General features: G+C 31.0%; 16 protein-coding genes. 9 read left to right on the top strand and 7 right to left on the bottom strand.

What is annotated here, in order from left to right:
- Nucleotides 1–44: 44 nt before the first annotated feature.
- Both clpX and ACW9UN_RS05640 read left to right on the top strand, forming a co-directional pair.
- Nucleotides 45–1,280, top strand: a complete 1,236-nt coding sequence (clpX, locus tag ACW9UN_RS05645) for an ATP-dependent Clp protease ATP-binding subunit ClpX (RefSeq protein ID WP_459484688.1) — start codon at nucleotides 45–47, stop codon at nucleotides 1,278–1,280.
- A 162-nt stretch (nucleotides 1,281–1,442) separates the two neighbouring features.
- Nucleotides 1,443–2,624: an AIR synthase related protein gene (locus ACW9UN_RS05640; protein WP_459484686.1), complete on the top strand. Its 1,182-nt coding sequence runs from the start codon at nucleotides 1,443–1,445 to the stop codon at nucleotides 2,622–2,624.
- A 76-nt stretch (nucleotides 2,625–2,700) separates the two neighbouring features.
- Here ACW9UN_RS05640 and ACW9UN_RS05635 read toward each other — a convergent pair whose 3' ends face one another.
- The gene (locus ACW9UN_RS05635) at nucleotides 2,701–3,216 is read right to left on the bottom strand and encodes a VOC family protein (protein ID WP_459484683.1); all 516 of its coding nucleotides are present in this window, start codon (nucleotides 3,214–3,216) and stop codon (nucleotides 2,701–2,703) included.
- 158 nt (nucleotides 3,217–3,374) lie between these two features.
- Here ACW9UN_RS05635 and ACW9UN_RS05630 point away from each other — a divergent pair, with 158 nt between their 5' ends.
- Together ACW9UN_RS05630 and ACW9UN_RS05625 are read left to right on the top strand one after the other, a co-directional pair.
- Nucleotides 3,375–3,656: a winged helix-turn-helix transcriptional regulator gene (locus ACW9UN_RS05630; protein ID WP_459484958.1), complete on the top strand. Its 282-nt coding sequence runs from the start codon at nucleotides 3,375–3,377 to the stop codon at nucleotides 3,654–3,656.
- A 252-nt stretch (nucleotides 3,657–3,908) separates the two neighbouring features.
- Nucleotides 3,909–6,458 carry an adenosylcobalamin-dependent ribonucleoside-diphosphate reductase gene (locus ACW9UN_RS05625; RefSeq protein ID WP_459484681.1) on the top strand — a complete coding sequence of 850 codons (2,550 nt, stop codon included), beginning with the start codon at nucleotides 3,909–3,911 and terminating at the stop codon, nucleotides 6,456–6,458.
- Between the two features lie 93 nt (nucleotides 6,459–6,551).
- On the opposite strand, the gene ACW9UN_RS05620 is transcribed toward ACW9UN_RS05625, so the two are convergent.
- Nucleotides 6,552–9,296, bottom strand: a complete 2,745-nt coding sequence (locus ACW9UN_RS05620; RefSeq protein WP_459484679.1) for a S9 family peptidase — start codon at nucleotides 9,294–9,296, stop codon at nucleotides 6,552–6,554.
- A 310-nt stretch (nucleotides 9,297–9,606) separates the two neighbouring features.
- Between ACW9UN_RS05620 and ACW9UN_RS05615 the strand changes: the two genes are divergently transcribed.
- Nucleotides 9,607–10,899 carry a GAF domain-containing sensor histidine kinase gene (locus ACW9UN_RS05615; protein WP_459484677.1) on the top strand — a complete coding sequence of 431 codons (1,293 nt, stop codon included), beginning with the start codon at nucleotides 9,607–9,609 and terminating at the stop codon, nucleotides 10,897–10,899.
- Between the two features lie 72 nt (nucleotides 10,900–10,971).
- On the opposite strand, the gene ACW9UN_RS05610 is transcribed toward ACW9UN_RS05615, so the two are convergent.
- Together ACW9UN_RS05610 and ACW9UN_RS05605 are read right to left on the bottom strand one after the other, a co-directional pair.
- On the bottom strand, nucleotides 10,972–11,331 hold the full coding sequence (locus ACW9UN_RS05610) for a DUF6265 family protein (RefSeq protein ID WP_459484675.1): 360 nt from the start codon (nucleotides 11,329–11,331) through the stop codon (nucleotides 10,972–10,974).
- Entirely contained in the window at nucleotides 11,328–11,984 is a 657-nt protein-coding gene (locus ACW9UN_RS05605; RefSeq protein WP_459484673.1) for an ATP-binding cassette domain-containing protein, read from the bottom strand. The genes ACW9UN_RS05610 and ACW9UN_RS05605 overlap by 4 nt, the downstream gene beginning before the upstream one ends.
- 378 nt (nucleotides 11,985–12,362) lie before the next feature.
- On the opposite strand from ACW9UN_RS05605, the gene prfA reads away from it, so the two are divergent.
- Nucleotides 12,363–13,439: a peptide chain release factor 1 gene (prfA, locus tag ACW9UN_RS05600; RefSeq protein ID WP_459484671.1), complete on the top strand. Its 1,077-nt coding sequence runs from the start codon at nucleotides 12,363–12,365 to the stop codon at nucleotides 13,437–13,439.
- A gap of 139 nt (nucleotides 13,440–13,578) precedes the next feature.
- Complete coding sequence (locus ACW9UN_RS05595; RefSeq protein ID WP_459484669.1) at nucleotides 13,579–13,743, top strand: hypothetical protein; 165 nt, start codon at nucleotides 13,579–13,581, stop codon at nucleotides 13,741–13,743.
- Between the two features lie 138 nt (nucleotides 13,744–13,881).
- Here ACW9UN_RS05595 and ACW9UN_RS05590 read toward each other — a convergent pair whose 3' ends face one another.
- Complete coding sequence (locus ACW9UN_RS05590) at nucleotides 13,882–15,165, bottom strand: FAD-dependent oxidoreductase (protein ID WP_459484668.1); 1,284 nt, start codon at nucleotides 15,163–15,165, stop codon at nucleotides 13,882–13,884.
- Nucleotides 15,166–15,324: 159 nt separating this feature from the next.
- Between ACW9UN_RS05590 and ACW9UN_RS05585 the strand changes: the two genes are divergently transcribed.
- Nucleotides 15,325–15,744, top strand: coding sequence for a CBS domain-containing protein (locus ACW9UN_RS05585; RefSeq protein WP_459484666.1), 420 nt, complete (start codon nucleotides 15,325–15,327; stop codon nucleotides 15,742–15,744).
- A 149-nt stretch (nucleotides 15,745–15,893) separates the two neighbouring features.
- Here ACW9UN_RS05585 and ACW9UN_RS05580 read toward each other — a convergent pair whose 3' ends face one another.
- Nucleotides 15,894–17,258 carry an exonuclease domain-containing protein gene (locus ACW9UN_RS05580; RefSeq protein ID WP_459484663.1) on the bottom strand — a complete coding sequence of 455 codons (1,365 nt, stop codon included), beginning with the start codon at nucleotides 17,256–17,258 and terminating at the stop codon, nucleotides 15,894–15,896.
- 1 nt (nucleotide 17,259) lies between these two features.
- On the bottom strand, nucleotides 17,260–17,916 hold the full coding sequence (rpe, locus tag ACW9UN_RS05575; RefSeq protein ID WP_459484660.1) for a ribulose-phosphate 3-epimerase: 657 nt from the start codon (nucleotides 17,914–17,916) through the stop codon (nucleotides 17,260–17,262).
- A 220-nt stretch (nucleotides 17,917–18,136) separates the two neighbouring features.
- On the opposite strand from rpe, the gene dnaE reads away from it, so the two are divergent.
- A complete protein-coding gene (dnaE, locus tag ACW9UN_RS05570; protein ID WP_459484658.1) occupies nucleotides 18,137–22,474 on the top strand; it encodes a DNA polymerase III subunit alpha in 4,338 nt (1,445 codons plus the stop codon).
- Nucleotides 22,475–22,597: the final 123 nt, after the last annotated feature.

Below are 22,597 nucleotides of genomic sequence, written 5' to 3'. Positions count from 1 at the left end.
CTAACATCTAACGTCTAAAGACTAACAACTTAAGATTCATAAAAATGTCAAAAGAAGAAAACTTAGAGTGTTCGTTTTGCGGACGTAAAAAAGCCGAAACAGATTTGCTTATTGCAGGTATGGATGCCCATATTTGTGATAAATGTATAGAACAAGCACATGGTATTGTAGAAGAAGAAATTTCTGAATCTAAATCTAGTTCACTAGCTAAAGATTTAACTTTAAAAAAACCGTTAGAAATTAAAGATTTCCTAGATCAATACATTATTGGGCAAACCGAAACCAAACGTGCAATGGCTGTAGCTGTGTACAATCACTATAAAAGATTGTTACAAGAAGATACAAATGATGATGTAGAAATTGAAAAATCTAACATTGTTTTGGTAGGGGAAACAGGTACAGGTAAAACATTAGTTGCAAGAACAATTGCAAAAATGTTAAACGTACCATTTTCTATAGTAGATGCTACTGTATTAACGCAAGCAGGTTATGTTGGCGAAGATGTAGAGAGTATCTTAAGTAGGTTACTGCAAGCAGCAGATTACGATGTAGAAAAAGCGCAAAGAGGTATTGTTTTTATTGATGAAATTGATAAAATTGCAAGAAAAGGCGATAATCCATCCATAACCAGAGATGTTTCTGGCGAAGGCGTTCAACAAGCTTTATTAAAATTATTAGAAGGCGCTGTTGTAAATGTAGCGCCTAAAGGAGGTCGTAAACATCCAGAGCAAAAATTTATCGAAGTAAATACAAAAGATATTTTATTTATTGCAGGCGGTGCATTTTCTGGCATAGATCGATTAATTAGCAAACGATTAAACAGACAAGCAGTTGGTTTTGGAGCCTCTTTAGATGAAGACAAAATAGACGAAGAAAACTTATTACAATACATCACACCTTTAGATTTAAAATCTTTTGGTTTAATACCAGAAATTATTGGGCGTTTACCGGTTTTAAGTTATATGAATCCTTTAGATGCTAAAACATTACGTGCTATTTTAACAGAACCCAAAAACTCGATTATCAAACAATATGCAAAGTTGTTTGTAATGGATGACGTAGCGTTTACTATAGAGGAAGATGCCTTAAATTACATTGTAGAAAAAGCAGTAGAATATAAATTAGGAGCTAGAGGATTACGCTCTTTATGTGAAGCTATTTTTACAGATGCAATGTTCGATTTACCAAGTTCTGAAGATAAAGAATTTAACGTAACTAAAGAATACGCAGAAGCCAAACTATCAAATTCAACATTAAAAAAGCTAAGAGCAGCTTCTTAAAATAGTATATTTATTAGTGTAAAGACCTTAGGTATTTTTGTAAAATAGCTAAGGTCTTTTTTTAATATATTGATTTTTGTATGTCATAAAATAAACATTCATCTCTGTTTTTTGTATTTTATCTAATCAAAAAACTAAATTTGCAAAAATCAACAATACAATATGAGTCAAGAAGTTTCTAAAAGATACGCACAAAGAGGTGTTTCTGCATCAAAAGAAGATGTGCACAATGCAATTAAGAATATAGACAAAGGTTTGTTTCCGAAAGCATTTTGTAAAATAGTACCAGATTATTTAACCAATGACGATGATTATTGTTTAATAATGCATGCAGATGGTGCAGGTACAAAATCTTCTTTGGCTTACATGTATTGGAAAGAAACAGGAGATATTTCTGTTTGGAAAGGCATAGCGCAAGATGCGTTAATTATGAATATAGACGATTTATTATGTGTTGGCGCAACAGATAATATACTACTTTCTTCCACTATTGGTCGTAACAAAAGTAAAATTCCTGGCGAAGTTTTATCAGCAATTATTAACGGAACAGAAGAGTTAATCGAAGATTTAAAAAAATTCGGAGTTACCATACATTCAACAGGAGGAGAAACAGCAGATGTTGGAGATTTAGTGCGCACAATTATAGTAGATTCAACAGTAACTGCAAGAATGAGACGTTCTGATGTTATTGATAATGCCAACATAAAAGCTGGTGATGTAATTGTTGGTTTAGAATCTTTTGGACAAGCAACTTACGAAACCGAATATAATGGAGGTATGGGTTCTAATGGATTAACTTCTGCAAGACACGATGTTTTTCATAAGTATTTAGCAGATAAATATCCAGAAAGTTTTGATGCTGCTGTACCAGAAGAATTGGTATATTCAGGAGGTACTAAATTAACTGATGAAGTAAAAGATTCTCCTATTGATGCTGGTAAATTAGTGTTATCACCAACAAGAACGTATGCACCAATTATTAAAGAAATTTTATCTCATTTTTCTTCGGATAAAGTGCATGGAATGATTCATTGTTCTGGTGGAGCGCAAACCAAAATTTTACATTTTGTTGATAATTTGCATATTGTAAAAGATGATATGTTTGCAATTCCGCCATTGTTTAAATTAATACAAGAACAGTCTAAAACAGATTGGAAAGAAATGTATCAAGTATTTAATTGTGGTCATAGAATGGAAGTGTATGTTACTCCAGAAATTGCAGAAGACATTATTTCTATTTCTAAATCTTTTAATGTTGATGCTAAAATTGTAGGTAGAGTAGAAGCATCAGAAATAAAAAAGTTAACTATTAAAAGCGAGTTTGGTGAATTCATTTATGAATAATCCTAAATTTAAAATATTTAAAAACCTCTAAATTGATTAAAATTTAGAGGTTTTTTAGTATTGAAATAATTCGGAATTATTTCTTTTGATAAGCGCCAGACGAATACGTTAACTCGTAACTGTGAGTGTAAATTTCAAAAACAATTCCAAAAGGATCTTCTACATAACACATTTTAAAAGGTTTATCTTTTGGGTAATACGCTCTAATTGGCATTCTTTGTTTCCCTCCATAAGCCACAATTTTATCAATTAAATCTTCAATATTAGGATCTTGAATACAAAAATGGAAAAGTCCTGTGTTAAAAGGAGTAAACTCAGGTGCTTCTTTTACACCATGTGGAAAACAAAATAATTCAACACCAACACCATCAGAAGTTGCTAAATGTGCAATTTCAAACTCTTCCCAATCATTACCAAAAACGTCAATACACATTTGGCCAATTGCAGTTTCAGCTTCTTTTTTAATGGTAGAAGGTTCCATAATAATGTACCAACCCATAACTTCTGAGTAAAATTTCACAGCTTCTTTTATATCTGGTACTGTTAAACCTATATGTGAAAATGATTTCGGATAATTTTTATTTGTTGTCATAGTTTTATCGATTTAAGTTGCAAAATTAATTTATATTTACCTGTTTGGCAATAACTTACTAAAAAGTAGTATAGTTACCAAAATTAGTAAAATAATGAATATCAATAAAATACATTTAAAAATTGAATAAAGAAATTAAATGTCCTTTAAATTATACTATGAATTTAATAGGTACAAAATGGAAACCTTTATTATTGTTTCATTTGTTAGATGGCGATTTACGTTCTGGTGTTTTACAGAAACATATCAATGGAATATCAAACAAAATGTTTACCCAAACAGTTAGAGAATTAGAAAAAGATGGTTTGGTTTTTAGAAAGGTTTATCCTGTAGTGCCTCCAAAAGTAGAATATGGTTTAACTGAAAGAGGAAAGTCTTTAGAAAATATCTTAAGAAGTCTAGATCAATGGGGATTAGAAGACGCTAAAAACCAAGTATAAAATACGGTTTTACAAGGTTTATTTCTACAAAATTGAGTACATCAACAAAGGTTTTATTTAGTGATTTTATGTAAAATTCATTTTCTATAATTGAATTTACTTGTTAACTTTTTTGTGTTAATAAGTTTTTAACTGTCTTATAATTAGTTGTTTATTTTTTTTTATTGAAAATTATATGATAATTATCATCTTTTAAGTTTCGTTTTTTAAGGATTTTTATTTCTTCTAAATCAACTTAATTTACCAAAAACAATGAAATCTAAAACTGTGCTTTCTCTAACAAAAACGTATTTAAGAGAAGAAGCTTTACAAGCTGCAAAAACATATTTTAAAGGCGATGAATTAGCAGCCTCTGTATGGTTAAATAAATATGCATTAAAAGATTCTTTAAATAATATTTACGAGAAATCACCAGATGAAATGCATCAAAGAATTGCATCAGAAATTGCAAGAATAGAGCAGAAATATAAAAACCCGTTAACCGAACAAGAAATTTTTGATGTCATTAAAAACTTTAAATACATTGTTCCTCAAGGAAGTCCTATGGCCGGAATTGGGAATCCGTTTCAAATTGCATCGTTGTCTAATTGTTTTGTAATTGGTAATAATGGCGAGTCAGATTCTTATGGTGGAATTCTAAAAATAGATCAAGAACAGGTGCAGTTAATGAAACGTAGAGGTGGTGTTGGGCACGATTTATCTCACATTCGTCCAAAAGGCTCTCCTGTTAAAAATTCTGCGTTAACTTCCACAGGAATTGTGCCTTTTATGGAGCGTTACTCAAACTCAACCAGAGAAGTTGCACAAGATGGTAGAAGAGGTGCTTTAATGCTGTCGGTTTCTATCAATCACCCAGATGCAGAAGATTTTATCGATGCTAAATTAGAACAAGGAAAAGTTACTGGAGCCAATGTTTCTGTAAGAATAGATGATGCTTTTATGAAAGCTGTAAAAGCGGATGAAAAGTACACACAAAAATATCCAACATTTAGTAAAAATCCTGTGTATACAAAGGAGATAGAAGCTACTAAAATTTGGAAAAAAATTGTACACAATGCTTGGAAATCCGCAGAACCCGGAATTTTATTTTGGGATACCATAATTAACGAATCTGTACCAGATTGCTATGCAGATTTAGGATACAAAACAGTTTCTACAAATCCTTGTGGAGAAATTCCTTTATGCCCTTATGATTCTTGTCGTTTGTTGGCAATCAACTTATTTTCTTATGTAGAAAATCCGTTTACAGAAAAGGCAGAATTCAATTTTAAATTATTTAAAAAACATATTGTTGTTGCTCAAAGAATGATGGATGATATCATTGATTTAGAGTTAGAAAAAATTGATGGAATTTTAGCAAAGATTGATGCAGATCCTGAAGAAGATACTGTAAAAGCCACAGAAAAAAATCTGTGGTTAAACATCAGACAAAAAGCTTATGAGGGTAGAAGAACAGGAATTGGAATTACTGCAGAAGGAGATATGTTAGCGGCTTTAGGAATTCGTTATGGAAGTGAAAAAGGCAATGCATTTTCTACCAAAGTTCATAAAACGTTGGCAGTAGAAACCTACAGAGCTTCTGTAAATTTAGCCAAAGAAAGAGGTGCTTTTTCAATTTTTGATGCAGCTAGAGAAAAAGAAAATCCATTTATTTTACGCTTAAAAGAAGCCGATAGTAAATTGTACTACGAAATGCTAGAACATGGACGTAGAAATATTGCTTTGCTAACCATCGCTCCAACAGGAACAACAAGTTTAATGACGCAAACATCCTCTGGAATAGAACCAGTTTTTATGCCAGTCTATAAACGTAGAAAAAAAGTAAATCCTAATGACAAAGATATTCGCGTAGATTTTGTGGATGAAGTTGGCGATTCTTGGGAAGAATATGTAGTTTTTCATCATCGATTTAAACAATGGATGGAAGTAAATAACATAGATTCTTCTAAAAACTTTACACAAGAAGAATTAAATGAGCTTGTTAAAAAATCGCCATATTATAAAGCCACATCAAACGATATCAATTGGTTAAGTAAAGTAACCATGCAAGGTGCTATTCAAAAATGGGTAGATCATTCCATTAGTGTAACTGTAAATTTACCTAATAATGTTACAGAAGATTTGGTGGGCGAATTGTATTTAAAAGCCTGGCAAGTTGGTTGTAAAGGGGTTACTGTGTATAGAGATGGTTCTAGAGCTGGCGTTTTAATTTCTACGGATGATAAAACCGAAGACAAAACAATTAATGCAGGTTTTCCTAAAAAAAGACCTGTAGAATTAGAGGCAGATGTGGTTCGTTTTCAAAATCAAAAAGAAAAATGGATTGCTTTTGTAGGTATTTTTGATCACAAACCTTATGAAATTTTTACGGGTTTGGTAGATGATGAAGACGGAATTTTAATTCCACGTTCTGTAGAAAAAGGAGTAATTATTAAAAGCAGAGATGAAAATGGTGCTTCTCGTTACGATTTTCAGTACAAAAATAAAAGAGGTTATAAAACCACTATAGAAGGTTTGTCTCATAAATTTAATCCAGAATTTTGGAATTATGCAAAGCTAATTTCGGGTACTTTACGTCATGGAATGCCAATTGATAAAGTTGTCGATTTAATTAATAGTTTGCAACTAGACACAGCTTCTATCAACACTTGGAAAAACGGTGTGCAAAGAGCTTTAAAACGTTATGTAGAAGATGGTACAAAAGCAAAAGGACAAACCTGTGATAATTGTAATTCTACAGATTTAATTTATCAAGAAGGATGTTTAACTTGTCAAGAATGTGGTTCTTCAAAGTGTGGATAATCACTCTCTAACACTAAAAACTTCCAAGACAATAATTTGTATTGGAAGTTTTTTTATGTTTAAGAATAAATCCTAGATAATTTTTAGTAAAAACTATTTCGCTTTATCATACAGTTTTTTTAGATGAGGTATGCCATCAGTCATCCATTTAGGGGCTTCTTTATCCATTAAATAATGATCAAAATATTGTTTCATTCTAACCTGAAAATCTTTTTGATTGGCCTCAACTCTTAAATGATGAGGTTCATCTGGATAGGATAAGAAGATAACTTCTTTGCCTAACCTTCTTGCAGCATTGTAAAACTCAAGACCTTGTGTCCAATCTACAGCACCATCAGCTGTTCCATGTAATATCATAAAAGGAACTTTAATTTTTTGCGCATGAAACATTGGGTTTTCTCGCTGATAAATTTCACGATGTGTCCATGGTGTAACACCTCTACCCATTCTTACTTGTCCAATTTCCATAATACCAACATGGTTGGTTCCTGTATTTCCGTAAATATTATTGTAAAAACTTTCTAGATCTGTAGGTGGTGCTCCAGTTACTACACAAGCAAACATATCTGTTTGTGTGAGTATAAATGAAGATTGATAACCACCCCAACTATGCCCTTGTAACCCAATTTTTTTAGGATCTGCATAGCCTAAATCAATTACTTTTTGAGTTGCAGATGTAATACAATCTAAAGAGCTTGTGCCTGGTTTTCCTACCTCGTAAACATTGTCTGGTTGAAAGAATAAATACCCATTACTAGCATAAGTAGAGCCATGTGGACGATCATCATAAGATGGCATATAATAACGATGGTGTCTGTTAGACATTTTCTCGTAGAAATACACAACCATAGGATATTTTTTACCCTTTTCATAATCTGGTGGAAGGGTAAGTGTACCTTGTAACTTGTCTCCTTTACTGTTAGTATAATCAACCAACACTTTAGAACCCCATTTGTATTCTTTTTGCTGCGGATTGGCATCCGTTAACCTGTTAGGTTTTCTGAATGAAAGATTACTTACATGGTAATCTGGAAATGTTACAAAAGATTCTTTGGTAAATACAACCTTATCAGCATTTTCTGCTTTTATAATTCTGGTAAATGCATAGTCATCAAAAAGCAATGCTTTTGGTTTTTTACCCACTTTTGATTCGTAAAAACCGGCCTTTTTTGTCCATTCACCATAGGCATTTAAAAGTAGTGGTTTTTTGGTGTCTATGTAAGGATCATTAGCATTTAGGTTTTGGTATCTAAATCTAATTTCTTCTTTGTCTCCCAATCCTTGCGTTATATTTTTAGCAGCAGAACCATCTAATTTTAATGACCACAAATCATATTTATGATTTAAGATAATTGAAGCGCCATCTTTTGTCCATCCTGCTAAACCATAAGGTGGTTTTTCATGAGGATAAGGATGCTCTAAGTTCATAAAGTTTACATTAGCAGCTTTAGAAATATTGGTTACTCTATTATTTGCTAAATCTATGATATGAATAGCTGTGTCTTTTTGTACGGCGTAATAATTTCCATCAGGTGAATAGCCTAAAGGTCTTTTGATTAACTTAACCATAAGGTCACGTTTTCCAGTTTTTAGATTAACACGATATAAATCTGCAGGAGATACTCCCCAATTTACATCATTAATATAAGGTTTTGGATTACGGCCTACCCAATAGTCTGAGTTTCTAGAGAATAATAAATTACGCATACTATCGTCAGTAAGTCTGGTAAATACATTATTTTTAAATTGGTATGATGCCCAATAGGTAAAGTTTCTATTTCTACTTGCTCTTCTTCTTTGTACAGAATTAATAGTTTCATCATTCCAATGAAAAATATCAAGATTGGCAATGGTATCTTTAGATAACTTTACTTTTTTTTCTTGCTCTTTAATTCCAAACAAAACAAAACTCCCATCGTTGCTAAATTGCAAACGTCCTTTTTCACTAACTACAAAGTTTTTAGGAAAATTAGATGTTTTCTTTATATTTAGCGTCTTTTTGGTTGGAGTTTGATGCACGTTAGAGACTACTAAAAGCATATTGTTTCTCTGCTCTAAGGTATCTATTTTTTTACCTTTTAATACTGCAATTTGAGTACCTTTAGTGTCCCAATCTTTCTTGAGTACGTTTGCATCATCCCAAGTAAGATTGCTATATGTTTTTCTATCGCTATCTAAATTCTGTAGTTTGTTTTTGCTAAGATCGTATACATACAAACCATTACCAACCATTTCAGCTGCATCTATGGTATATGCAATATGGGTGGAGTTTTTGTTAAATGAAAATTCGTTAACATTACCAAAATTTAAAGTTGAAAGGGTTTTTAAATCTATAATAAGCAAATCTTGCCCTTTGTGTTTAGATTTATCACTTTCTGGCTTCTCTAAAGATATGGCAAAGTAGTTTCCGTCTTCAGAAAATGTCATCGATTTTGCTCTTTTAAAACGAATAGAATCACCAGTAATAAGATTTCTTAACTCAGCTGTTTTGAATGCTTTTTTTCTTGACTTTTTTAGTTTTTTAGCAGCTTTTTTTGATGGAGAAATAAGATAGGCTGCCCATTTGCTGTCGCTAGAAAATGAAGGTGAACTCGCGTAAGGAATACGATAGCTAAAGTTTGAAGTAGCAGCGGTTGTTTTTTTTATAAATAAAGTATCATCACCGCCATTTGGCTTAAGACCATAGGTAAACCACTCTCCATCCGAAGAAATTTTTGAGGATACTATACGTTTCCATTTGCTATAATCTTTTAGTTGTAATACTTTGTCTTGGGCAGAACTTAGACTGCTAAAGAAAAAAGCAAATACGATGCTTATAAATACAAAATTTTGTTTCATGGTATTGTATATTTTGGTTAGTATGTTAAACGCTACTCAATACTATTTTTTTTGAATAAAAAGGAAATGTAAAAACTAAGATAATGTTTTTTTGATAAAGAAATTATTGTGCGTTGTATTGCAGATAGGTAAAAGTTATAAAAAATACTGCTTAATCGCTAATAAAAGCGGTTCTTCAAATTGAGGTTAAGCTAATTATTAGGTAAGAGTTTTTTTATCATTTTATAAGTTCGTGGAAAAGATTTATTTTTATATATTGTTTTCTGTCTATAAGTAAATGAATATTTTACTTACAAAAAAAGTGAATTTGATGAAAAAAAATGATTTATCCCAAATTGAAAAAGATAAAATAATCGATTATCAATTACGGTTTCAAGACTTGCTCATAAGCATTTCTACAAAATATATTAATGCAGATTTATCAAAATCTGACGAGCTTATTAAAGAATCTTTAAAAAAAATTGGTCAATTTGTTGGTGCTGATAGAAGTTATATTTTTTCGTATGATTTTGTGAATAAAACCTGCTCTAATACCCACGAATGGTGCAGTGAAGGAACTGAACCAGAAATTGATAACTTACAAAATGTTCCTATAGAACATGTAAAAGACTGGTTAGATGTTCATAGTAAAGGCGAGGCTCTTTATGTAGAAAATGTTAGTCTTTTACCAGAAGATGGTGAAATGGGTTTGCGTGCTGTTTTAGAACCTCAAGGTATTAAAAGCTTAATTACAATACCAAAAATTAAAAATAACGAGTTAATTGGCTTTATTGGTTTTGATTCGGTAAAAGAGTTGCATACCTATTCTGAAGATGAAAAAAACATTTTATTTGTTTTTGCAAACATGTTGGTAAATATTATTCAAAGGGCAGAACAAGAAGAGCAAATACAGAAACAAGAAGAGAAAAAAGAGGAGTTATTAAAACACTTATCGAGTCAAAATGAGCAATTAAATGACTACGCGCAAATGGTGTCGCACGATTTAAAAGCACCTTTAATCAACATGCACACACTACTAACTTGGTTTATCAGTGATAATAAGCATTTGGTTGATGAAACAGCTTTGCAATCGTTACACGAAGTATTGTTTAATATTGAAAAAATGGATCTTTTAATTAAAGGTATCTTAGATTACTCTAAAGTTAATCGATTAGAAACAAGAGATCGAAACGTAGATTTAAATACCATTGTACAAGAAGTTATTAAACTTACTTTAGTGCCCAAAAATATTAAAATTAAGGTGCAAGAAAATCTACCTATTTTGTACGGAAATACGTGGCGTTTTAATCAATTATTTCAAAATTTAATTCAAAATGCTATTAATTATAATGATAAAGAAAACGGAGTTATAGAAATAGGGTGTTCAGAGAAAGAAGATAATTTCGAGTTTTTTGTAAAAGATAACGGAATAGGAATAGAGTCTAAGTATTTTAATAAAATATTTAACGTGTTTTCTAAATTAGATAATGTAGGCTCGTCTTCTGGTATAGGTTTATCTACTGTAAAAAAGATAGTTGAATTTTATAACGGAAAAATTTGGGTTGAGAGTAAAGAAAAAATCGGAACTACATTTTTCTTTTCACTTCCTAAAAACCAAAATTAATGTACTCTATCAAAAATAAAATCAATCCTAAAATCATCTGCTTCAACCATTGCTTTTAATTGTTTACCATCTTTAAAATAGGTGATTTTTTTTTGGGAATTCGTTTTTTGGATTTTCACAAACAAAAGATGTATCTGTTTGATTTGTAAACTTAAATAAAGTAGCTTTTTCATTTACGCCTTTTACTTCTAAATGTAACGTATCATCAATTTTTACAATACTTAAAATCTCTTGAAAAGATCTTTTTTTACCTTTCATGGTATATCCCATACCTATTAAATTGGTGTTCCACATTTCGTATGTTTGGCTGCCAGGTTTATCATTTAAACGCTTCCATTCGCCAATTAAAAAAGTGGGTTTTTCAGAGGTTTTGGTTTCATTTTTGCAAGAAAAAATCAGTAAAATAACAGATAATAAAAGTAGTTTTTTCATATTGAATTGGTATACCTGTAAAAAATTAAATCATTAGTATTTTTAATCAACTTGCTCCATCCATTTTTTAACAGATAAATAGCATCAGAAATATCTAAAATATCTTTAAATAAATGGTCTGTAATAACAAAAATTTTATGTTTTTTTTCAATAGCAATTATCTCCTTTATTTTTTCGATGTATAGAGGTGCTAAATGAGAAAAAGGTTCATCTAACAATATAATTTTAGCATCAGATTTTATGTGTAAATAAACTTCAATCAATCTTCTTTCTCCACCTGAAAGTTCTGAAAAACGAAGGTTTTTATACTTTTTAAAATTTGGAAAATCATTTACAAAAGCATCTACAGAACAACTAAAATAATAGAAAGCCTTTTTAATAGTAAAAGAATTGGGTATGCTATGAAATTGAGGTAAGTATTTTATATATTCGTTTTTATATAGTGCATTTAGAATTGGTTTATGGTCAATACGTATTAGTTTATTATTTGGTCTTAACTCACCAAAAATGATTCGTAAAAGTGATGTTTTTCCAGATCCATTACTTCCTAAAATACCAGTTACTTGTCCTTTTTCGGCTTTAAAATAAATAGCATTTAATATTTGTTTTGAGCCAAAATTTAATTCAATATTATCTACCTCAAGCACGTTCATTGTAGTAAGTAATAAGAGATTAGTAATAAAATTAAATTCAAAATAAACGTAAATATATAAAGCTGTAATTCGCTAAGACCAAAATTAAAATAGAAATACAAATGTTGTTTTTTTATATCATTTAAATAATGATGGTAAAACCAAACAAAAACACTGGTACATGCCAAACCCATAAAACCTAAAAATAAAAGTTGAAACGTGTACACTATAAATACACTAAAGATTAATGGAATAAAAAATTTTCCTTTAAAAAAATAAAGGTATAATTTTAGTTTTTTAAAAGTATGCATGCAGTTTTGTTTCAAATATAGTTAAATGAAAATAAAAAATAGTTAAGATAAAAAATTGTAAATTCGCAATCCAAGAAAAGAGTAGAAGATGTTAGATAAATTAAGAATTGTAAAACAACGTTATGATGAGGTTTCTGATTTAATTATTCAGCCAGAAATCATTATGGATCAAAAACGTTATGCGCAATTGATGAAGGAATATAAAGATTTAGGTGATGTTGTTAAAAAAGGTGATGAATACCAAACCTTAACCAACAATATTGAAGAAGCTAAAGAAATTATTGCTGATGGTTCTGATGCTGAAATGACAGAAATGGCTAAAATGGAAATTGAAGAGGCCAATGCTAGAATTCCTGAATTAGAAGAAGAAATAAAATTTTTGCTGATACCTAAAGATCCTGAAGATTCTAAAAATGCAGTCGTAGAATTACGTGCGGGTACAGGTGGAGATGAAGCCAGTATTTTTGCTGGAGATTTGTTTAGAATGTATAGCAAATATTGCGAAAGTAAAGGTTGGAAAGTTTCTACAGTAGATTATTCTGAAGGTACAAATGGTGGTTTTAAAGAAATTCAGTTCGAAGTAAATGGCGATGACGTTTACGGAACGTTAAAATTTGAAGCTGGTGTGCATCGTGTACAAAGAGTACCGCAAACAGAAACACAAGGTCGTGTGCATACTTCAGCAGCAACGTGTATGGTTTTTCCAGAAGCAGAAGAATTTGATGTAGAAATCAATCCAAAAGATGTAAGAATCGATTTTTTCTGTTCTTCAGGTCCTGGGGGTCAGTCTGTAAATACTACCTATTCTGCAGTTCGTTTAACGCACATACCTACTGGTTTAGTGGCGCAATGTCAAGATCAAAAAAGTCAGCATAAAAATAAAGAGAAAGCGTTTAAAGTTTTACGTTCTCGTTTATACGATTTAGAATTGGCAAAAAAACAAGCAGAAGACGCTGCAAAACGTGGTTCTATGGTTACTTCTGGAGATAGAAGTGCAAAAATTAGAACCTACAACTATCCACAAGGTAGAGTTACAGATCATAGAATAAATTTAACTTTATACGATTTGTCTAACATTGTAAATGGCGATATTCAGAAAATTATAGACGAATTAATGTTAGCCGAAAACACAGAAAAATTAAAAGAATTAGGAGACGGAATTTAAGCTCACTTTTCTTTCTAAAACATTCAAATCTCAAAATTTTACATTTTGAGATTTTTTATTTGCGTTACTTTTTAAATGAAATGCATTAATTTGCACACCACAATCCTACTAATTTTGAAGTAACAAAAAAATAAAAATTATGATTGCTACAAAAATTTTAGGATTAACTGCGGCTGTAAGTAAAAGTAAAAAGCTAAAAATTGCTTTATTGCTTGCAGAAGTTGCGTTATTTACTTTTGCACTTTGTAAAGATAAAAAAGATCACAAACAAAACTCAATAAAAGAAACAATACAAGACAACTAAGTTGTTATTGTACAGTAAAAAACCAATAGATTTATACAACTTATTTTTTTGGGGGATAAATTAAGTAACGTATAAACTATTGGTTTTTTATAGATTACAAATCTCAAAACAAACTAGTTAAATTTGTTTTGAGTTTTTTTATGATGAATATTCAGAGGTCAATTCATCAACAATTAAGCCATCTTCTAAAGTTTGTATTACCCCAAAAGCAGCCCTTTCACCTGCAATCATTGCAGCATTTAAAGAGCCGTTTAACAATTGGTCACCAGCTAAAAATACAGTTGGTTTTAATTTGGTTTCTGTGCTAGAAATTTCGTACTGTACGTTGTCTAACTTAGGCAAAGCTTTTTTAATATGATAATGTTTTAAGAGGTTTACAGTATCAATAGAACAGTATTTCTTTAAATCTTCTGTTACTCTTAATATCAAATCTAATTTCGATAATTGGTGTTCTTTTACTACTGTAACAGAAAGTAATTCTTTATTTCCTTTAGATGACGTTGCTAAACTTGTATGGTAAAATATATTATTAATAAGTGCGTTTTTATCTGCAATTAAACCAATTAAAGGTTTATTGATAACTCTATGATGGGTTTCAAAATAAAAAGTATCACAACTTTTCCAATCTGTTTCTTGATTTTTTAAGTTAGCTACTAAATTACTGGCTTCTGTAGCAATAATGGTCATATTACTTTTAATAACAGCATCATTTTGTAAAATAATATCACTGTCTTTTACTTCTTTTACAGGTGTGTTAAATTTAAAAGTTGTGTGTTTTAAATTCGATTTTAATTGATTCGGAATTTCTTGAATACCTCCTTTTGGTAAAACAGCCAAACCATCACCAAACATTTTATAGACAAACTCAAACATTCTGCTTGAGGTTGCTAAATTGGGTTCTAAAAATATGCCACTAAAAAAAGGTTTGAAAAAATCGTTAATTATCGATTCAGAAAAACCAAAATCTTGTAAATATTTTAAGGTTGATTTTTCATCAGTTCTAAAGATTTCAACTACTTTTTTCTTCTTTAAAAGAGCATTTAGTTTTAAAATTTTTGTTTTATCAGCAAAATTGCCAACCGAAGCAAAAAGTGTTGGAAATAATAAAGAAAAACTGCGTAAAGGGTCTCCAATGGTTTGTGATTTTCCATCTTTAAAAATTGTAGCTCCAGGTAAAAACTCTTGTAATTCTAAATCAGTATAACTCAAGTAATGTTTCGCGGCAGGGTAAGAAGTCAACAACACCTGAAAACCACGATCTAAAATATAATTTTCTACCAAATCCGATTGTACTCGGCCACCAATAGTGTTAGAAGCTTCAATAATTGTAGGGTGATATCCATGATTTTCTAAAACCTGAGCAGAAACTAATCCACTTACACCTGCACCAATAATATATATGTTGTAATCTGATTTTTTCATAAAAAACAATAATGGTTATAAGTATAAAGATACTACTTCTAAGTTTTATGATAAAGTCTTTCATTAATACAAATAAATTACCATTTATTACATGATGAAAATCATGGTTTACATGCGGTTTATTTGCAAAATTTGAAGTATTATTAAATACGATGTAAGATGAAAAAAAGAACACCAATTTCCGAAATAATGAGTACTAATTTAATAACTTTAGGTGTTTTTGATAGTTTAGAAACAGCTGAGAAATTATTTAAAAAAAATAAAATAAGACATATTCCTGTTGTAGATGATGATAAAATTGTAGGTATGTTAAGCTATTCCGATTTGTTAAGAATTAGTTTTGCAGATGTAACAAATAATGAAGAAAATGTTGATGCTTTTGTGTACGATATGTTTAGCATTCAACAACTAATGGCAAAAAATCTAACAGTAGTTACACCAGAAGCTACTATAAGGGATGTGGCACAAATATTTGCAGAAAAAGAATTTCATGCATTGCCAGTGGTTCAAGAAGGTGTTTTAGAAGGCATTATTACCACTACAGATTTAAGTATGTATTTGTTGGCGCAATTGAATTAATTTAAAAACAGTGTTTAAGTGAGTGAAGTTTTGAGTTTGTCGGAATAAAATATATTGCAATTTCTTCAATACATTTCGACAAACTCATTTTTCTACATCAACTTTTCTCGTAATTTAGTGAGTTAAGGTTAACGTATAATCGGTAAATATTATAGGTTTATCATAGCTTCCTTTTTTTTAAAATAAGCCGCTAAAATTCTTTGAATATCTCTGTTGTCTTTTTGTGGCTGTAAATAAAACTGATACTCTTCTGGGGTAGTTAATTGGTCTGCAATACTTTTTTCTATAAATCCAAATCCTTGATATTTGCCTCCCAATATTAACGCAAAACCAATTTCGTTGTTGGTTCTGCCTTGTTCTTTTATTACCTTGTTTTCTAAGGATAAACCTATAGAATCAATTGCTTTTTGAACACGATTGTTGTAATCTTTAACGGATTCTTTATCGCAACAAACCCCTTTACATTCTTTTAATTGATGATGAAAGCAAGCTTTTACGTTAGTCTGCAAATGACAATACTTAGGGCATAAAATAAATTCTTTACAAAGGTTTTCTAAAAAATGTCTGCATGCTGCTAAAGAATTGAAATTCATAATGGAATTAGGAACTAATTTTACTTTGTTAAACGCCAAATGAATAATTCCTTTTTGGTCTTCATAAGAGAATAAACCAATAGTTGCAGCATTGTTTTTTTGAGAACGATTGTATTTTGGGTAAATATTTTTTATTTCTGATGATTCTAACAACAAAGCTAAAATTTCACTACCTGTTTCTGAGTAAGAAATATGAGCAGTTTCCATACACAATTCTCGTTCTTTTTTCTTTTTGTCGTAAAAATGACTAATGACTCTTTGTTTGATGTTATTGGCTTTCCCCACATAAATAATTTCTTTAGCGGTATTTTTAAAATAGTATACCCCAAAAGTTTCAGGTAAATTATCAACTACTTTTTTATCTAAAAGTGGGGGTAAAGTGGCTTGCCTTGATTTTGGATTTAAAAAAGAATTGATAATAAATTTATCATCTCTTTCAATTAATCTTCGAAACAATTCTGTAGTAGCTTCAGCATCACCTTTAGCTCTGTGTCTTCCATTTATAGGAATATTTTCATCTGCACAAATATTACCCAAACTATACGAACGTAAACCTGGTATAATTTTTCGAGTTAAACGAACAGTACACAATTTTTTTCGTTTAAAATCAAAGCCTAAATTTTTAAATTCATCTTTTATAATGTTGTAATCGAAGTTTACATTATGAGCTACAAAAATGGTGTCTTTGGTTATTTCTTCTACCTTTCTTGCAATTTCATAAAACTTTGGTGCATAACGAACCATTGCATTGGTTATGCCTGTTAAATTGGTGATAAAAGGTGGAATGTTTTGCTCAGGATTTACCAAAGACGTAAACTCATCAACCACAACTTTTCCATCAAAAATAAAAATAGAAATTTCAGTAATTTTCTGGCCTTTGTGCCCATTTCCTGTGGTTTCTATGTCTACAACAGCATACAAATTATGCTATACTATTTTTTAAATCTGCTATTGTTGTTGTTGGATCATCGCTTTTAAAAACATAACTTCCAGCCACTAAAACATTGGCCCCAGCTTCAATCAAAGCATTGGCATTTTTGTTGGTAACTCCTCCATCAATTTCTATCTGGCAGTTAGATTTTGAAAACTCTATTAAATGACGCAATTGAGAAACTTTTTTATAGGTATTTTCTATAAAAGACTGACCACCAAAACCTGGGTTCACACTCATAATACAAACTAAATCTAAATCTGCAATAATATCTTCTAAAACTGCAATTGGTGTATGCGGATTTAAGGCAACTCCGGCTTTCATTCCTGCTGTTTTAATAGCTTGTACGGTTCTGTGTAAGTGCGTACAAGCTTCGTAATGTACTGTTAAAATATCTGCGCCTAAATTTGCAAAAGTTTGTATGTATTGATCAGGATTTACAATCATCAAATGCACATCAATTGTTTTGGTAGCATGTTTGGTAATTGCCTTTAAAACGGGCATTCCAAAAGAAATGTTGGGAACAAAAACACCGTCCATAATATCAATATGAAACCAATCTGCCTCACTATTGTTTACCATTTCTATGTCTCTTTGTAAGTTGGCAAAATCTGCCGCTAAAATTGAAGGTGCAATTAAATTACTCATTTGTTATATTGTCTTTCAGCAAAGATAATTAAATCGTTTTTGTGTGTAGTTATTATTTTTATAATCGTCGTAAAAACACAAAGTTGTAAGCCTTGTTAAAAAGAGTTTGCGTTTTTATCATATTGATTATTGTTGATAAGTCATCAAAAATATTCAACACGAGGTCTTTAATGATTTCGTACATTTAACCTTCCAAAATAATGAGCAAAAAAAATCATTTATGTACTTAATTTTTGATACTGAAACCACTGGTTTACCCAAAAGTTGGAATGCACCCATTACAGACACAGACAACTGGCCAAGGTGTATTCAAATTGCATGGCAATTGCATGATGCAATGGGAAATGTATTAGAACATAACGATTTTTTAGTACAACCAGAAGGTTTTAATATACCTTATGATGCAGAAAGAATTCACGGAATTTCTACTGAATTAGCACAAGAACAAGGTATTAAACTAGACAAGGGTTTAGCACTTTTTAACGAAGCTCTTAAAAAAACCAAGTTTATAGTTGGGCAAAATGTTGGTTTCGATATTAATATTATGGGATGTGAATTTCATAGATTAGGTGTAGAAAATAACTTAACAAAACTGCCACTTTTAGATACTTGTACAGAAAAAACGGCACAAATGTGTCAAATTCCTGGTGGTAGAGGAGGTAAATTTAAATTACCAACGTTAACAGAATTACACAATCATTTATTTGGTGTTGGTTTTGGTGAAGCGCACAATGCAACTGCAGATGTTGAGGCAACTACACGTTGTTTTTTAGAATTAATTCGATTAAGAGAGTTTACCAAAGAGGAATTAGATGTAGATGCAGATTATTTTAAAAACTTTTCTGAAGCAAACCCAAAACCAATTCAAGTAATAGGGTTAAAGCACATTAACCTTAAACAAGAAAGTGATAAAATTCGTAAACGTCTCGATAAATTAAAAGATGTTCAAGAAACAAAATCTACATCAGCAGGTTTAGCCGAATTAAAAGATGTACAATTTGCACATTTACACAACCACACGCAATATTCTGTTTTACAATCTACCATGCAAATTGGTAACATTGTAAAAGCTGCAGCAAAAGATAACATGCCTGCAGTGGCTATGACAGATACTGCAAATATGATGGCTGCATTTCATTTTGTAAGTGCTGTTTTAAATCATAATAAAAGTGCAGAAAAACCAATAAAACCAATTATTGGTTGTGAGTTTAATGTTTGTGAAGATCACACCAATAAATCTCAAAAAGACAATGGTTATCAAGTAGTTTTGCTGGCAAAAAACAAAAAAGGCTATCACAATTTAGCAAAAATGTCTTCCATTGCTTTTGTTGATGGATTTTATTACGTACCAAGAATTGATAGAGAAATCATCAAAAAATATAAAGAGGATGTTATTGTTTTAACAGGAAATCTTTATGGTGAAGTGCCTAGTAAAATTTTAAATCTCGGAGAAAAACAAGCAGAAGAAGCTTTATTATGGTGGAAACAAGAATTTCAAGATGATTTTTACATTGAGTTGATGCGCCACAATCAGCAAGATGAAAACATTGTGAATGAAACGCTATTAAAGTTTTCAAAAAAACACAATGTTAAGATTGTTGCGACCAATAATACATTTTATTTAGAGAAAAAAGACGCTAACGCACACGATATTTTATTGTGTGTAAAAGATGGCGAAAAACAAGCTACACCAAAAGGAAAAGGACGTGGTTATAGATATGGTTTGCCTAATGAAGAGTACTATTTCAAGTCTTCAGATGAAATGAAAACGCTTTTTGCAGACTTGCCAGAAGCGATTATCAATATTCAAGAAATTGTTGATAAGATTGAAATCTTTACTCTAGCCAGAGATGTTTTATTACCTGCTTTCGACATTCCCGAAAAGTTTAAAGATGCAAAAGATGATGAAGATGGAGGAAAACGTGGTGAAAATAATTTCTTAAAACACTTAACTTTTGAAGGTGCCAAAAAACGTTATAGAGAAATTACGCCAAAAATTAAAGAGCGTTTAGATTTTGAATTAGAAGTAATCGAAAAAACGGGTTATCCAGGGTATTTTTTAATTGTTGAAGATTTTATTAGAGAAGCCAGAAAAATGGATGTGGCTGTAGGTCCTGGACGTGGTTCTGCAGCTGGCTCTGTGGTTGCCTATTGTTTGTGGATTACGAATATAGATCCTATTCAATACGATTTACTTTTTGAGCGTTTCTTAAATCCTGAGCGTGTTTCGATGCCAGATATCGACATTGATTTTGATGATGAAGGACGAAGCAGAGTTATGGATTATGTAATTGATAAATATGGTGCCAATCAAGTTGCACAAATTATTACGTATGGAACGATGGCTGCAAAATCTTCGATTAGAGATACAGCCCGAGTTTTAGATTTACCGCTTTTTGAAGCTGATAGAATTGCCAAATTAATTCCTGGAATAAAGCTTAAAAATATTTTTGGTGATGACCCAAAAAGTAAAGGTAAAGTTGATGGCTTGCGTGCTGAAGAAAAACAGCTAGTTGAAGAACTAAAAAACATGTCTTATGGTAATGATTTAACTTCAGAAACCATAAATAAAGCGACTATTTTAGAAGGTTCTGTTCGTAATACTGGTATTCATGCCTGTGGTGTAATTATTACTCCTGGTGATATTACAAATTATGTCCCTGTAGCTTTGGCAAAGGATTCAGACATGTATGTAACCCAATTTGACAACTCTGTTGTAGAATCTGCAGGTTTGTTAAAAATGGATTTCTTAGGATTAAAAACACTGACTTTAATTAAAGATACTGTTAAAATTGTAAAAGCAAAACATGGTGTAGAATTAGATCCTGAGAATTTTCCTTTAGATGATGTAAAAACTTACGAACTCTTTCAAAGAGGAGAAACAGTAGGTATTTTTCAATATGAATCTCCAGGGATGCAAAAACACATGCGTTCTTTAAAACCAACCGTTTTTGCAGATTTAATTGCAATGAATGCCTTGTACAGACCTGGACCAATGGAATACATTCCGAGTTTTATCAACAGAAAACACGGAACAGAAGAAATTGAATACGATTTACCAGCAATGGAAGAGTATTTGGCAGAAACTTACGGAATTACGGTGTACCAAGAGCAAGTAATGCTACTCTCGCAAAAACTGGCAGATTTTACCAAAGGTGAAGCTGATGTTTTACGTAAAGCCATGGGTAAAAAGCAGATTGCTGTACTTGATAAAATGAAACCCAAATTCATTGAGCAAGCTGGTAAAAATGGCCATGATGAAGAAAAGCTAGAAAAAATATGGAAAGATTGGGAAGCCTTTGCAAGTTATGCCTTTAACAAATCGCATTCTACTTGTTATGCTTGGATTGCTTATCAAACTGCATATTTAAAAGCACATTATCCTGCAGAATACATGGCTTCTGTGCTTTCTAATAATATGAATGATATAAAATCGGTATCGTTTTTTATGGAAGAATGTAAACGAATGGGGTTAGCAGTTTTAGGGCCAGACATTAATGAATCTTTTTTAAAATTTTCAGTAAATCAAGAAGGTGCTGTTCGTTTTGGTATGGCTGCTGTTAAAGGTGTTGGTAACTCTGCTGTAAAAGCCATTATTAAAGAACGTGAAGAAAATGGGAATTACACCTCAATTTTTGATTTGGCAAAGCGTGTAGATTTAAGAACAGCAAATAAAAAATCTTTTGATAGTTTAATAAAAGCGGGTGCTTTTGATTCTTTTACAGATACTCACAGAGCACAATATTTTGCAACCGATGAAAAAGGACTTACTTTTTTAGAGCGCGCGTTAAAATTTGGTAGTAAATACCAAGAAAATAAAAACTCAGCACAGGTTTCTATGTTTGGTGAAACTTCTACAGTACAATTTCCTGAACCAGATATTCCAAAATGTGATACTTGGGGAACCATGGAATTATTATCGCAAGAAAAAGAGGTTATTGGTATTTATATTTCTGCACATCCTTTAGATGATTTTAAAAATGAGCTCGTTTTCTGCAATGCTACTTTACAGTATTTTAAAGGTGATATTTCTAAGTATGTAGGGATGAACTTGTCTTTTGCTGGTATTATTACAGATGTACAACACCGTGTTTCTAAAGCTGGTAAAGGTTGGGCAGCATTTACTATTGAAGATTATGGAGATAGTAATGAGTTTCGAATTTTTGGTGAAGATTACCTAAAAATGAAGCACTTTTTAGTGCCAAATTCTTTCTTATTTGTACGTTGTACCATTCAACCTGGCTGGACAAACAAAGAGGGTGTTACTGGAGAACCAAGATTAAAATTTACAGAAATGAAATTATTGCACGATATTATGGACGAGCTGTGCAAAAAATTAACCATTAAAATTCCTGTAGACGAAATTAACGAAGAAACCATTACCAATTTACAGAAAATTCTTAAAACTAATGTTGGTAAGCAATCTTTAAAATTTACTATTTGGGATGCCAAAGAAAAAATTGAAGTAAACTTGCCAAGTAGAAATACAAAAGTTAAAGTTTCTAGCGAGTTATTAGCAATGCTACAACAGCAACAAATTCATTATAAACTGAATTAAATAGGGGTTTTTTATAAACCAAAAAAATATTCAAGCCTTTTAATCACATAAAAAATAACACATTCTTTTTTTTGAAACTTCACTTTTATGGTATTCATAAAATTAGATTTAATTTTTTGCCAT

The sequence above is a fragment of the Polaribacter litoreus genome (assembly GCF_054584775.1).
The sequence above is the reverse complement of the archived record's forward strand: the minus strand, read 5'-3'. Positions and strand labels throughout refer to the sequence as shown.

Bases quoted from the DNA above. Each gene is read 5' to 3' on its own strand.
- ACW9UN_RS05635 (WP_459484683.1), bottom strand. From the start codon at position 3,216: ATGACAACAAATAAAAATTATCCGAAATCATTTTCACATATAGGTTTA.
- clpX (WP_459484688.1), top strand. From the start codon at position 45: ATGTCAAAAGAAGAAAACTTAGAGTGTTCGTTTTGCGGACGTAAAAAA.
- ACW9UN_RS05585 (WP_459484666.1), top strand. From the start codon at position 15,325: ATGAAAAAAAGAACACCAATTTCCGAAATAATGAGTACTAATTTAATA.
- ACW9UN_RS05625 (WP_459484681.1), top strand. From the start codon at position 3,909: ATGAAATCTAAAACTGTGCTTTCTCTAACAAAAACGTATTTAAGAGAA.
- ACW9UN_RS05615 (WP_459484677.1), top strand. From the start codon at position 9,607: ATGAAAAAAAATGATTTATCCCAAATTGAAAAAGATAAAATAATCGAT.
- ACW9UN_RS05640 (WP_459484686.1), top strand. From the start codon at position 1,443: ATGAGTCAAGAAGTTTCTAAAAGATACGCACAAAGAGGTGTTTCTGCA.
- prfA (WP_459484671.1), top strand. From the start codon at position 12,363: ATGTTAGATAAATTAAGAATTGTAAAACAACGTTATGATGAGGTTTCT.
- ACW9UN_RS05610 (WP_459484675.1), bottom strand. From the start codon at position 11,331: ATGAAAAAACTACTTTTATTATCTGTTATTTTACTGATTTTTTCTTGC.
- ACW9UN_RS05620 (WP_459484679.1), bottom strand. From the start codon at position 9,296: ATGAAACAAAATTTTGTATTTATAAGCATCGTATTTGCTTTTTTCTTT.
- ACW9UN_RS05605 (WP_459484673.1), bottom strand. From the start codon at position 11,984: ATGAACGTGCTTGAGGTAGATAATATTGAATTAAATTTTGGCTCAAAA.
- ACW9UN_RS05590 (WP_459484668.1), bottom strand. From the start codon at position 15,165: ATGAAAAAATCAGATTACAACATATATATTATTGGTGCAGGTGTAAGT.
- ACW9UN_RS05630 (WP_459484958.1), top strand. From the start codon at position 3,375: ATGAATTTAATAGGTACAAAATGGAAACCTTTATTATTGTTTCATTTG.
- dnaE (WP_459484658.1), top strand. From the start codon at position 18,137: ATGTACTTAATTTTTGATACTGAAACCACTGGTTTACCCAAAAGTTGG.
- ACW9UN_RS05595 (WP_459484669.1), top strand. From the start codon at position 13,579: ATGATTGCTACAAAAATTTTAGGATTAACTGCGGCTGTAAGTAAAAGT.
- rpe (WP_459484660.1), bottom strand. From the start codon at position 17,916: ATGAGTAATTTAATTGCACCTTCAATTTTAGCGGCAGATTTTGCCAAC.